This is a genomic window from Pradoshia sp. Z5_111, from assembly GCF_058267535.1.
The window spans coordinates 89459-102709 of record NZ_JBZCPQ010000008.1; the positions used below are offsets into that span (position 1 = coordinate 89459).

Consider the following 13251-nt stretch of genomic DNA (forward strand, 5'->3'; position numbering starts at 1 on the left):
AAATAAACTAAAGGTTCGATTTTTTCTAATTTTATTTATTCGACTAAACTGCCCCGTTTGTGGAATAAGAAGAAGCGTCAAAATGACGGTCTTACTCTCAGTTCTAGGATATTGAAGACTTTATATTCTCCATATATAAAAATATAAAAATTATACTAATGATTAAATAGTATATACCTAATATAGAGAAGGCATCTGTTGCTACCATTGCAAATTCTTTATTTAGAATTACTGCTCTCCACAAAATAGAACTAACGATAAAAGTTATAGGAAACACAGCAAAGAAACCAGCAAAGTATAGTTGAAATCGCTTGCTACCATTCATATAAAAACCTCCCTTTTAGATGTTCTAATGACGTTTAATAAACCCAATCATCATTTCACTAACCATAATATACCATATCGTTCTTGAGCTAAACTGCCCCTTTACTTCCATAAGAAATTCAACACAAAAAGGCATTAATCCTTCTTGGATCAACGCCCCTTTTTGTTTAAGTGAAGACACTCACAAACCAGCATCGTTATTATCTTAAATCAATCTGATAAATGTATATAATCTAATACTCCTATTTCGAAAAAGCTTATTAGCTGACAAGCCTGCTTTTTTTGTGACAATTTTCGGCACTTTACCTTTTAAAAATGAACCTCCAAATGATGGTGCAGCACCAGGAGGTCCTATTTGTTTTTCCGGGGCCACAAAATTATTGATTGCTGTTGTTTATTTCCGATAAAGATGTGCATTTCCATTCAATCCTCCCCGTTCATTAAAAATATTTATAAGAAAAAGCCCCTAGATTTACCTAAGGGCTTCTTACTTCAATTTCACTATTTAAATATTTTTATTCTTCTTTACCTCTATATTATTCATCTTCATATGGTACTACTTCATAATCATCATCATCAAAAATTTGCTCCTCTTTTGCCTCTTCCATTTCTTTAATAAATTCGGTTATCAGAGTCGCATAATGGGCAACATTAGGGTGTTTCTTTAACTCATCTATTATCTTATTTACAATAGGAAGATCATATTTAATCCTTTGAAAGCTTATGTATTGAAATAAAGATGATCCTATCTTATCTTGAACCTTCTCATTGGTTTCATTTAATAAATTTAGGACATAGTTTTCTGTAATACTATTTTTGGGGTAATAGAATAAATTATCCAGTGCTTTTTTGATTTTAGTAAAATGCCCTGATTGTAGTAAAGAGATTAATTCATCTTCTGGCATCGCATCTAATTTGTAATCCTCATCTTCGTCAGGATTAAAGCGGTAAAGGCCCTCTTTCTGGATGTATAAGTCCTTTATAAATTCGTCAAAATTATCAGCTAAAATAAAATCTAATTTTTCTTCTGTATCTATATACGAAACAGCAGGCTCAACTCTATTATTCCTATAATCCAAAGCAAACCAAGTGTGGCCATCTCCTTTTAATAAGACAAGTTCTTTAGGTAAATTCCATTCTTCAGTCATGTAAGCTGTATCTAAAATACCGGGCCATTCTCCAACTCCATACAGGTATCCAAATTCCACAAAAAAGTTTCCTTCTATGGGGCGTTTTTTTAAACGGAGAGCATTAAATCGAATAGTCCCACCATTTTGTTCTAATAGCAGCTTACGATAAGTTTCAGGGAGCTTGTGTCCCAGTTCCTTTTCAGCCTCTTCCAATTCAGCTTCAGTGACGGGTGGCCTTCTATAATAATCTTCATGTACTTTAAGCCAAAATTTCATAATTATCCCCTTTTCTTGATTATCAAGGTGTTTCAGCAAAGTGATGCCTATTTCTTATTGAACTAATCTGTCCTGTTATTTCCATAATGATTTCGACAAAAAGCAGAAGAATCCTTTTATTCAAGAGCAACAATCTATGCGAAAACAGCCTATAATTAAAGGTACTCCAACCTATGCTCTTGACACTGCGGCTTATAAAATAATCAAAAAGACAGCAATAATACCTCTGCTGCCTTTTCTATATATCTCATATGATTTTTATGCCTTCTTTACTCTTATTGATTCCTTAATGATGCTCTCCAACAAAGTATATTCATATCCAAATCCATTCACCAGGATATTCAATTTTGTTTCCAGTGTTGCTTCTCGCATGCCTTGTTCAATCCTCCATATATAGGATGGAGAGAGATTAACTCTCTCTGCCAATTCCTCTAACGAATAAAACTGTTTTTGTCTAAGTTGTCTAACTAAATTCCCAAAATCAACCGTCACCTTTTCCTCTTGGCCCATTTTTATATTCCTCCTTCTTTTAACTACGAATAGTTTCCTGCTTTTCATAAATACTTGGTATACTACTCGAGTAGTGATGGAGATATAACTCTTTTCCCTTAAAACTTTTTATCATAGCCTATACAGGCCCATATTAGATTAAGTCTTCAATTAAACTACTTTTCATATGATCATAAATAGCCTCAAAAGGGATATTGAGTCATCTATACCTTCAGCCAGAACCGTATTTACAGAATGATATTGCCCCAATAGTTTCCTTTTACAATAGTCATAGAACCCTCTATAGACATACGGTGTTATCAAATTATTTTTCACCAACTATAGTCAATAACATAAAAAAAGCATGCTTCTCAATTGAAACGTGCTCTCTTTTGACCCATATATAGGTAAGTTTTTACTAATACAATTGTTATACAATTTCATAAATTATGTCTTTATACTCCAAGTAAAATCTATAGTTTAAAGCACGGTCTATCTTTGTCCTATTGGTAAGCATAAGTACAGATTGACGTTTCTTTTCTACTCAATAGTACTGAATGAAATAGTTTGCTGCCTGACCCGATATGGTAAGGAACAACACTAGAATGACTTGATTTGTTCAATAACAAGGGATAAGAAGACACAATCATCTAGTATACCCAAGCAATAAGACCGTGATTCATCCTCTGTGGTATTCCTCATATAGGTCACCTAACTTATATTGGTTATACCTATGTGTTCCTGTCGTTCCACATTAGCTCCCCCATATAAGAAGAATAAATTGTCCACTTACTTTATGAGGGATATCCTTTAACATTTTTTCTTCCAGAAATTCAAACGTCTTTTTGCCGATGGCAAATAGGATTCGAATGAGTTTGTTACACAAAGCATACTAAACAGTGATCGAACTCCCCCTAAGTTTATCGACCATTTTTATAACTTCTCCTATCTAATTTTTGCACCTGTTTCTTGTTTAACCAGTCGTAACTCTTCCTTCAATCATAGGTAAAGCCACTCGTTTAATGCGTAGGGTATTATCTTTTCCATTTAACTGGTCAGCACGGCCTGTACCATAAACACTGAGTCCACGTTTTCCTTTTACAGCCTTTACAGTTATCCGGTGACTTTCTCTTTGGAAATCAATGTCAAGGCAGTCTTTGGCTTCTTCTAGTGTTAAGATAGCAATCTCGCTATCTTGCATTTTATTATGTTGCCCACATACAAATGCAAAGGCATATTTTTTCCCATTATCCTGGTACTGTTTAATCCTCTCTATTTCTTCTATTGAAAAGGAAAACGTCCAGGTCTTTGTGTGTTTATTCTTTCGTTCCCCAGGCATGGAGGCATATTTCGTATAAATCTCATATTCCCCTAAATCAGTTGTGACTGAATAAACCCGTCGGTTTTCTCCTGGTTCTACAATCGCTGGGGCCATTCCGTTATTGATAAAAACCGACAGTAAGGACCCGTAGTAGAAATCAGCTTTTCGAATCGTTGTCATCCCAATCTCCCCTTTATACCTTTATAGTTATATTGTACTAAAAATCATAACACCTTTGGGATTAATTCTTCCAAAATAACCCATATTTTTTACCCTTTTTATGAATTAGAATTTAAGGTTAACATAATGGGCAATAATGATCTCTAAAGTGAAGGATGCTGTTGTTTTATGATATATTTTGTGGGAAACTAACTTATAGATTAGTTCTTGCATCAAGACCTTCATCACATTAAATTTGTGGAGGGTTTTTATGAATATTGGTAAAGAAAAGCTACTAAAGGAACTCAAAAGTGAGTTAGAAAATTTTAATGCTGAGTATGAAAGAATAAAGAATTCTTCAATTGAGTTAGCAAACTCTAATCTTTTAGGAAAAGCTGGGGAAGAACTAGCAGCACACTTAGAAGGAGAAGGATTAGCAATTGAAGAAAAGCCAAATTTCTTCGCTTCAACATATGAAATGATTGCAAGTAATGATTATGTTAATGTACGAGTCGCTCGTAAACCCAATATATTAAGCGTACATATGTCAAACGGAGAAAATTATGATGTGACAATCGAAAGTACAATAGAACCCTACATTATTAATGTCTCAAAAAGTCTAAGCCAAGATGCTCAAATTTCTGCATTAGAAGAAGGTATCAATCAATATAAAACAGCAATTCAGGGATTAAACGAGGATCAAGAATCTAATTATCGATATCAGGTAATGACCGAAGAATATATTCATGGAGATATACGATATCTCAGAAAAATTTGTAGAAAATTCAAAGAGGCTATAGATATAATGTTTTCTTAGCAAAAAGGACTGTACTTATGTACGGTCTTTTTCTATGTCATAAATAACATGGGCATTCAATTATAGAGATTTTATGTCACAGTTTTATATTTTAAAATAGGAATCTTTTTCCTGATCAATTTCCTACTCTTACATTATCCAAATCCCAATATTATTGAAGCCCCTGTTTTCGACCTGTTTAAACACAAAAAAGAAGAAGTTAAAGAAGAGGTTGGCTTTTATTTTTATTATGGAAATAAAATCAAGAGCATTGATGAGCAATACATAAATAGAGCAATCGCGATTATGAAACAAGACTCCATGGTCTCTTATTATGTAGATTGGATAGAGGAATGGAATGACGAACAAAAAGAGCAGTAGATACAGACCCTTAGATCCTTTTTCTTCACCTAAGAAATTTAATTCTCATAGATACATATAATGACGCTAGTTATACCTATGTGTCCCTGTCGTACCACATTAGTTCCCCCATATAAGAAGAAAAAAATGTCCACTTTAAAAATACAAAACTTAGCACTATAAGTGACCAAATGAAATAAAGCTCTATTAACAAAGACTGTTTTTATATAAATTGTTGCTTCTAAATAGAAACGTTTAAATAAAGTTAGCTCTTCAACTAACAGGGCAGGTTAGTTGAAGTAAAATTCTTCGAACTATAATTTAAAATTTGATTAGAAAAAGTGTTAAATAGTTCGATTTACCTTTATAATAGATAATATTACCATAAAAGGTAATATTTAATAATAACGAAGGGGGATTTCCATGTTTAAAAAAGCATAACAACTCATCTCTTAAAGACGGAAATAAAAATAAGCATTAAGTGAAAAATTTTGAAATGAGGTGGGATTGTTAAAGTAAAGGTAGTTTTAGGAGTAATAATAACAGGGATAATTTTACTATCTATCAGTTTTATTCTTTATCAAAAAGAAGAATTAAAAGTTAATAATAATGAAGCAGAAGATTTTAATAGTAATAATGAGGAGGATACATTATTACAAGAATTAAGTGTTAAAGAAGTAATTCCTTGGGGTGTAAATCTCGTTACGTCTAAAATACTTCCAAAAGAGAATAGTAAAGTAAAGATCGCTATTTTGGATAGTGGAATTAACAAACAACATAAAGATTTAGTTGGATTAATAAAAAAACAATATAATTCCATATCTCCGAATAAGCCTATAGTTGATGACTTTGGGCATGGTACTGCTGTTGCCGGAATTATCGGAGCAAACAATAATGATATTGGTGTACTAGGTGTAAATAGTTCAGGTGTAGAAATATATGATGTTAAAGTTTTAGATCGAAAAGGTAAGGGAACTATTGACCACCTCATTGCTGGGATTGATTGGAGCATAAATGAAGACGTAGATATTATTAATATTAGTTCCGGAGTTGTTTCGGAAAATAAGGCCCTCGAAAAAGTTATTAAAAAGGCAATTTCTTCAGGAATTATAATAGTGGCTGCAGCTGGCAATACATATGGGACTGGGGTCAATTATCCAGCTAAATATGAAAACGTGTTATCTATTAATTCAATTAAAGAAGATTATAAAAGACCTAGCTCAGCAGCCAGAGGAAAGATTGATTATGTTGCACCTGGTGTAGATATTTTATCGACAGACAAAAATGGGGGATATAGTTTTTTTACCGGTACTTCATTTGCTACGGCACATGCAACAGGTGTTGTTTCAGTGATTTTAGGTGAGCTGAAAAATGAAAGTGAATACCAACATAATATAAACACTTTTTTGACCCAATTAAACAAATATAGTTTAGTAAAGAATAATTTTAATAAAAAAGAAGAATATGGAAACGGCCTTATAACTATACGATGAAAAGGGGTAAGTAAATGAATTTCAAAAAAATTATTAGCATAATAGTAGCAGTAGCTTTAGTGTTTACACATCTTCCTGCTTATAAAGCATGGGCAGAAACTGCAGGTAGCGAAAATATAGAAGAATTAGAACTATATCAAGCTGAATTTGAACAAGTTAAAGAGGAAGTTTATGATGAATTAAACTTAGAGTATACTGATGAAATAGATATACAGTTATCTAGCATTGATGATGAGGCAATAAATATTGATACAACATTTGACTCAGAAGATTTGGAGATTGACAGCGAACTTGAAATGGATATTGAGTCTGAGGAGATGACTTTAAACACAGCGTACAAAGATGAAGAGGGAGAAGAAATAAACCAAGAATTTAATGTAGAAGTAACAGATATAGATAATGATACATTTAAAGCTACTTTTACAGATAAACAAACTGGCGAAGAGTATAGCGTAAACTCTGAAGAAGTAGAAGCTTCAATCTTACCAGCAATAGTTGTAGGTGTTATAGTAAGAACATCTGTTAAAGTTGTTTTTAAGATGTATTCACGTAGCGTAATTTTAAAATCATTAATGAATGTGAGCTTCAAAGCTACACAACTTCAAAAGAAATTTAAACATGCAGTTGATTTTGGTGTTAAGGGGAATTACAGTAAATCAAATAGAACAAAATTTGAAACAGCATTAAGAAACCATGTTAGTAAATCAACTCATATTTATAAAACAAAACATAGTGGACAATCTGGCTATGTTATAATGCATCTAAAAGGTAATACTGCAGCATTTTTTAAAGAAAACGGTGCATTTATTACTGGATATAAACTTACTACAACCCAAAAGAATAGTTTTATACGAGTTGGGGAGTTAATAATAAAGAGGTGATTTCATGAGTGCAGGTGGATTCTTAAATATTGGTATAGTATTAGATAGAGAAAATAAATTATTTAAATCAATTAACTCCTTGAAAGATTTTCTTATTCGACATGGTAGCGATTTTTCAAATGTAAAATATAGCAAAGACATTGATGGAGAGAATTGGGTAGAACAGAAAATCGAAGATAATGTCCTTCAGGAATCATACCTTACTGGATTTTATAATGAGTTTGAAGTCTCAGGTAAGTTTCTTAATGTAAATAAAGCGGTAACTCTTTCTATTACTAAAGAAGATACTTACTTTGGATTCTTGTTTAATATTGAATGGGAAGAGATGTCGAAGGAAAATTTAGTACTTTTCCAAGCAAAAGTACTAAATTTTTTAATTGGTATGTATAAAATCCTTCCCTATGAATATTCTTTTGTTGGACATGAGATAGAAATTGAAATGGAGCCAGAAGAATTTATTCATAATCTTAAAGATAATGATTCCTTCCCTATAGCAATTATCAAGAAAAATTTAGAGTTAGATGTTCACTATGGCTCAATAGGAATAGATGGATTTTCCACTCAAATAAAAAAGAAAGAAACAATAAAGATATAGTCATATGGTTAGTAAAAAAAGTGTGATTTCCCATTTGTGGCGAATTACACTTTTTTTGTACTTTTGAAAAAGTAGGTGCTTTTTAATAATGGGGCAGCATTCCTGTGATAACTAATCAATCATAAACAACTAAGTTTGCGAAAGAATACACTTAAACAAATAGAGGCTTTAGCGGAACAAGGAGACAGCGAAAATCTGTCTATCTTTTTTGCCATTAACAATAATGTTTACGAAAAGGACCTAAGAAACATAAAAAAAGGCCTACATGTGTAGACCTTCGTTTTTCATCTCCTTTATTCGTCTTTGCAATGTCTTAGGCTTTATACCTAATTCGCGGCATATATCCTTTTTCTTGAGCCCTTCGCCTAACAGTCTCCTTATTCTTTTTTTCTCCTCTTCAATCAATATCCGCTTACTTATATTTGGATTCCCATACATTTCTGTTCTGTACTGCTTCACTTTCTGCATTCTATTTCTTCTCTTTTTTTCTTTACCACTTATTATCGTCTCCAGTTGCATCTTTTCTTCCATCTCCGGGGTAATACCTAGCCTTTCTAAAATCTTTTCGGTTTTGAATAAATACTGCTTTCTTTCAACATTCCGGGTATCTTGGTCAATGAGGGATTGTTTTAGTGGGGTTTTAAAGTGGGAATTCAGTTCGAACATCATTTCTTTTGCTTCCGTAGGTGTAAATCCAGCCAAGAGAGCATGTGATCGAACGAGGAGGCATAAGAACCTTCTACCATCTAAGTCACCATTGAAATAGTCGACAATCTTGAAGAAGTCTCTTAATCTGTTTGTGTTGAGGGTATAAGTGTTACGGAGATAAACTACTTTACCTTTTTTCTTTGGCTTTGATTTCCACTCTGGATACCAATCTGGTAAAGAATCTAGCCACTTCCCTTTTATGGTTTCCACCTCATATTCATTTCCAAATACCTCTACTTTAACTTTACTGCCATCCTTGCTATTGATACTACCAGGAATTCTTCCGTGTGAAGTAATCGGTTGAGCTTCTGCACCGTACATGGACAGCCGTTTAGCAAATACCTTTGAAATCCTCCTCGCTACATTTTTTGCTCCGACAGAACCCTTTTTTACGTATAGGTCCTTCATTTTATATAGCAGCCTTAGTTGATGGCCATATTCGATTGCTGATGGATGTGGAATTGTGTTCCCTACCTCATTTTCAAGAATATGTTGCCAAACTTGTTGGGGATTCTCGTTTTTGTATTTTTGTATTTTGCAAAAATCGATATCTATCTGAATCAAAGGAATAAAGAACACGTTGTCCTCTGTAGCACTCCCCATTGTTTTGTAGGTTGATAGGGAATACATCAAGTCTACGTTTTGTCCAAAACGGTTCGATTGCAAGATTGAATGCAACTTGACTTTATCTTTTAGGGATTGTATGGGTTGGAAGTATGTCTCTCCTGTTTCTTTATTCAACAAGTGTACAAAAGCATTGGCTTCTGTATCAAAAGCAAAGGAGAAGAAATCTGTCAGTTCAGATAAGTGAGTGGAAGAGGATTTTATTTTTGAAGGAGAATTAACGGTTTTCCTTTTTCGTTTTTTTCCCTCAGTTATTCCTAATTTCTGATAAGCATACAAACGGTGTTCAGAGAAACCATAGTTCCTTAGATTTATATCCAAGACATTTTTAGGAACACCAATCATCACCTCCAATAAATCATCTATGTCCCTTGGTATATAAAAGCCATAGACCTTCTGTTTTTTGGAATCATATGTGGGCACCATCGATGGAAATTCTACCGATTGATCTTGATTGTTTCTGCAATATTCCTTAATGGCTCGTTCTGAATCTGTACTTGGATTTTGGAGTAGCTGTTCTGCTAAACTCATAATTAAAACCTCCTTGATGAGAACATGGATTGGGGATTCACTTTAAAAAGCACATATCATGGTACGCCAATCAGACCTTCTCTAGTTTTATTTACAAACTGAGATAGTGTTTTAATGGGGGTACATGATGGACAATCTTTCATGAATAATAGCTTTTTAGAGGAAAACCTAAATGAATGGGTTTAAGGCTTGAGAATTATCTAGTGACATACAGAAGGCTGTTCACTGACGAAGGGAAATTTTCTTTTAATTGTTTGTCTTTATTCTACATGTAAAACCAGATTAAATAATCTTTTTCATGTCTTAGTATGTTCGAGCAAATCTGCTAGATTCTTAGTCTATTTTATTAGATATCTAACAATCTTTATAAACAATATATTTACTCTTCTGTGGATTACAGATTGTCTTTTCTGCATTTTTGAGCGGAGGTTTCATGCATAGTTTTGACTTTAGGCAATAAAACGGGACGATAACTGATAAAAATCACTGGTACATGCAGAAATGAGCTGAGAATTTGTCAAATGTTTTGCCCTTTCTGCAAAATTGGGTGGAGAAAATGTACTGTATTTTGACTATTGGCAATAAAATTAGTAAATCTTAGGGGTTTAAGGACAGGTATTTTACATATTCGAGCGGTAGACTTCTCCCTAGTTTTGACTTTAGGCAAAAAGGGACTTCATACCCAATAACTCTTAATGTTAAATAGTGTAATTACAAGGTTTGTTCAGTCAGGATGATAACTGTTAAAAGAATTTTTAAGAGGAATAGATGAATCCCTTAGTCAATGGAGAGAAAATAATGAGGACGGAACTAAATGAATAAGTTATTTAAAACAGTTCATGGGAAAAAAACGAGAAGCAGCATCGTAGCAACGTTCTGTATAACGTTTACTACAATACTTGCTACTCGGATCGCCAATGATCTCTATTCATGTTGGTGGAATTTGTTGCCACCCTCACCCGCCAGAAAAGGTGACACTACACAAAAACATTTTTGTGACAGCCATCACTTTTGCAGTGGTGATTGTCTTTTTTATTATACCCTCATTTTAAGCGATTCTTCAACGCAAGAAGAAATTAACTACAACAGGGAAGAATAGGAAAGGGTGAATGCATTACTTTTTCATCCTATTAGCTGATGTAAATTAAAACGTCTTTTCAATCAAGTGCTACCCTTTTATTCTATAGAACAAAAGTATAAAATCCATTTCCTTCAACTGATTACAGTTATTTTTATTTGATATTCCCAACCTAAACATTTTTTCATTTTGTCCTCAAATAGGACAATATGGATTATAAAAAATGAGTAATTTCAAACAATAAATTTTATCAATCGATTGCCATCTATTCATTTCCTCTTATACGGTTTGGAACTTAACTGAATAGATTGGGCACTCCTTTAGGAATAAAGAGTGAATGAAAGATGGGTACAAAAAAGACTGGATTACCGCCCCCAGCCTAATCTAATACAGATTTTAATTGAGAACTAACGCCCTAATCCCTAACCACTCTTAGTTCCTCACTTTCAATAACTCCCCTCCTGGAAAATGATGAAGGTATCGAGCAGAGGCAGGGATAATTAGGATTAGATCGACGATGAGATAAATCCCAAGAGTTTATTCCATTTTCGGAAAAAAGGGAGCTGTAGGCAAACCGATAGAGAAACACGTCTTACGGGGATATCGTTGACTTAGTTACTGAAAAAGATGCATACAGATGAAAGTGAACAAATCGTTATTCAGCTAAAGCCCCCGTAGACAAGAAAAGGATTCAAATAGGTTAGTTTAACCTGTTACCACAGTTACTATTGGTTCTTCGAAATTTTATTCTTCCTATGTTTTCATTTATATTATTTATCTGTTTGTTTTTGCTTCTTTTTCAAATACTCCGCACGTATTTTTTCAAGTTGCTGCTTTTTATCAAATTTGGTAGGCGTCTGTTTTTCATGAAACTTTGTCACAGCTACCTTACCTTTGGAATCCAATTGATATTTTCCCACTTTGTTCACCTACTTTTCTTGTCTTTAAAGAGAATCTATTCAACAAATATAATATACCTAATTTTACTGAAGTAAACCTTATTACTTTATCAGCGTGTATTATCAATTCGTTCATTAATTATTCCTCGTAATTCATTTATCCTATCCATCATCGTTTGAGTGGCTTGCATTAAGAAGGAATCAAGCATGTGACTCCTCCTTTTTAGTTTTTGAACCCATATTCCATTTTACAATCCGCATCTAGTTCTCTTATGATATACCAATTCAATGAAATAGAAAACTTTTTCTGTGTTAACAGAACTTTTGCCAAATGAGACCTGCCCTTGGATATGGCATTACAGTTAGGAAACACACTCAGAAATCCTATGGATTAGGAAAATGCTGTAACCCATTTTGGACAAGGGAGTGGATAGATATTGAGGAAAACAAAAAGACTCGATCACTATTGGACCCAGCCTGATAGAATTTAGGATAATTAAATCCCTTAATTTATATTCTTTTTTCAATTTACTTTTAGCAGAAGTCCTGACTTTACAGCATGGAAACAGCATTCATTTTAAAGGTATACTGTTCCTTCCACTTAGCATAAAGCTCTTGAAAGTGATCTAAGAAATATTCTCGTTGAAACTGCTCCATAAAGTTATTGTCTTGATCAGTGAAAGATGGCAAATGGATCTTGTAGAACGGTGTTGTATCCATTACACCTTGACTTTCAAAGTCTGAGAAGAAGTACATATCCACCATGTCGGATAAAATAGCTATTTTAACTGTACCCCTTTCCGTAAAGTATCTCCCCAACCGCTTTATCTGGCTTTTCATGTTTTGATTATCCGCCATTGGTACCATAAGGACAAGCGGGTTGCATTCACGATCAAGGAGGAAAATTTTCGATACCTCCATCGATTCCCGTACATTACTTATATACTCCTCAATTATCATTTTTGAATTCATAGATAATTCCTCATTTCTTTAATTTTTTTAACTCTATGATTTAATTTTATCTGCAACAGAGATTTAAAAGGTTGCCTGCCAGGCTACATATAAATTTTTTCATATATGCAAGACAAGTCCAGAAGCAACATGGAAGCTTTAATAGATAAGGGGATATAATAAAGCACCCCGTCTCTAGCAATCAGCTTTAGTTCTAATCCTTTTTCTCCTTTCCAGTAATCTTGAACTAAATATTACAAACCCTGTGCCATTTCTTTTCTTTCCTATGTGTAATCAAAATAAAGTTTTCCGAAATTACCCTGCTCCAACCCGCATTCCTACGTTCGAGTTAAAATAAAGTTTTCGTACTAAACCCCCAATTTGGCCATATTTTGATTCAAAAATGACCGTTTTTCCGCCTGTTTTTTCACGTTTTTTTCATGTTTTTTGGGAGTTAAAATAAAGTTTTCCGAAACAGATAAAGGAGATATATAGGGCTTGAGAAGGCCAGTAGAGCACCAGGAAGAGATGGTATTAAGTATGGGAGACCTACGGTCTACAATTGAACAGAAGCCTGATAAACCTATTGGAAAAGCCTGTAGCGGCAAGGGTTTGAGTAGGATCACGACTGGATTG

General features: G+C 33.6%; 11 protein-coding genes. 4 read left to right on the forward strand and 7 right to left on the reverse strand.

Annotated features, from left to right (window positions below; genetic code table 11):
* Positions 1–103 precede the first annotated feature (103 nt).
* The 4 genes from AC4D4A_RS15735 to AC4D4A_RS15750 all read right to left on the reverse strand — a co-directional run bounded on the left by AC4D4A_RS15735 (position 104) and on the right by AC4D4A_RS15750 (position 3720).
* The gene (locus AC4D4A_RS15735) at positions 104–325 is read right to left on the reverse strand and encodes a hypothetical protein (RefSeq protein ID WP_490996756.1); all 222 of its coding nucleotides are present in this window, start codon (positions 323–325) and stop codon (positions 104–106) included.
* A gap of 535 nt (positions 326–860) precedes the next feature.
* Entirely contained in the window at positions 861–1730 is an 870-nt protein-coding gene (locus AC4D4A_RS15740) for an SMI1/KNR4 family protein (RefSeq protein ID WP_490996757.1), read from the reverse strand.
* Positions 1731–1988: 258 nt separating this feature from the next.
* Complete coding sequence (locus AC4D4A_RS15745; RefSeq protein WP_490996758.1) at positions 1989–2240, reverse strand: helix-turn-helix domain-containing protein; 252 nt, start codon at positions 2238–2240, stop codon at positions 1989–1991.
* A gap of 952 nt (positions 2241–3192) precedes the next feature.
* On the reverse strand, positions 3193–3720 hold the full coding sequence (locus AC4D4A_RS15750; RefSeq protein WP_490996759.1) for a hypothetical protein: 528 nt from the start codon (positions 3718–3720) through the stop codon (positions 3193–3195).
* 250 nt (positions 3721–3970) lie between these two features.
* Between AC4D4A_RS15750 and AC4D4A_RS15755 the strand changes: the two genes are divergently transcribed.
* From AC4D4A_RS15755 to AC4D4A_RS15770, 4 genes are all read left to right on the forward strand, one after another.
* On the forward strand, positions 3971–4516 hold the full coding sequence (locus tag AC4D4A_RS15755; RefSeq protein ID WP_490996760.1) for a hypothetical protein: 546 nt from the start codon (positions 3971–3973) through the stop codon (positions 4514–4516).
* 1082 nt (positions 4517–5598) lie between these two features.
* The gene (locus tag AC4D4A_RS15760) at positions 5599–6348 is read left to right on the forward strand and encodes a S8 family serine peptidase (RefSeq protein WP_490996790.1); all 750 of its coding nucleotides are present in this window, start codon (positions 5599–5601) and stop codon (positions 6346–6348) included.
* Between the two features lie 14 nt (positions 6349–6362).
* Positions 6363–7229, forward strand: a complete 867-nt coding sequence (locus AC4D4A_RS15765) for an SAR2788 family putative toxin (protein ID WP_490996761.1) — start codon at positions 6363–6365, stop codon at positions 7227–7229.
* Between the two features lie 4 nt (positions 7230–7233).
* Entirely contained in the window at positions 7234–7824 is a 591-nt protein-coding gene (locus tag AC4D4A_RS15770; protein ID WP_490996762.1) for an Imm64 family immunity protein, read from the forward strand.
* A 261-nt stretch (positions 7825–8085) separates the two neighbouring features.
* On the opposite strand, the gene AC4D4A_RS15775 is transcribed toward AC4D4A_RS15770, so the two are convergent.
* From AC4D4A_RS15775 to AC4D4A_RS15785, 3 genes are all read right to left on the reverse strand, one after another.
* Positions 8086–9687 (reverse strand): hypothetical protein, encoded by a 1602-nt coding sequence (locus tag AC4D4A_RS15775; RefSeq protein ID WP_490996763.1) that lies wholly within the window; start codon positions 9685–9687, stop codon positions 8086–8088.
* Positions 9688–11535: 1848 nt separating this feature from the next.
* Positions 11536–11685 (reverse strand): hypothetical protein, encoded by a 150-nt coding sequence (locus AC4D4A_RS15780; RefSeq protein WP_490996764.1) that lies wholly within the window; start codon positions 11683–11685, stop codon positions 11536–11538.
* Between the two features lie 531 nt (positions 11686–12216).
* Positions 12217–12636 (reverse strand): hypothetical protein, encoded by a 420-nt coding sequence (locus tag AC4D4A_RS15785; protein ID WP_490996765.1) that lies wholly within the window; start codon positions 12634–12636, stop codon positions 12217–12219.
* Between the last annotated feature and the right edge of the window lie 615 nt (positions 12637–13251).

Coding starts and splice junctions, on each gene's coding strand:
- AC4D4A_RS15735 (WP_490996756.1), bottom strand. CDS start 325: ATGAATGGTAGCAAGCGATTTCAACTATACTTTGCTGGTTTCTTTGCT.
- AC4D4A_RS15740 (WP_490996757.1), bottom strand. CDS start 1,730: ATGAAATTTTGGCTTAAAGTACATGAAGATTATTATAGAAGGCCACCC.
- AC4D4A_RS15745 (WP_490996758.1), bottom strand. CDS start 2,240: ATGGGCCAAGAGGAAAAGGTGACGGTTGATTTTGGGAATTTAGTTAGA.
- AC4D4A_RS15750 (WP_490996759.1), bottom strand. CDS start 3,720: ATGACAACGATTCGAAAAGCTGATTTCTACTACGGGTCCTTACTGTCG.
- AC4D4A_RS15755 (WP_490996760.1), top strand. CDS start 3,971: ATGAATATTGGTAAAGAAAAGCTACTAAAGGAACTCAAAAGTGAGTTA.
- AC4D4A_RS15765 (WP_490996761.1), top strand. CDS start 6,363: ATGAATTTCAAAAAAATTATTAGCATAATAGTAGCAGTAGCTTTAGTG.
- AC4D4A_RS15770 (WP_490996762.1), top strand. CDS start 7,234: ATGAGTGCAGGTGGATTCTTAAATATTGGTATAGTATTAGATAGAGAA.
- AC4D4A_RS15775 (WP_490996763.1), bottom strand. CDS start 9,687: ATGAGTTTAGCAGAACAGCTACTCCAAAATCCAAGTACAGATTCAGAA.
- AC4D4A_RS15785 (WP_490996765.1), bottom strand. CDS start 12,636: ATGAATTCAAAAATGATAATTGAGGAGTATATAAGTAATGTACGGGAA.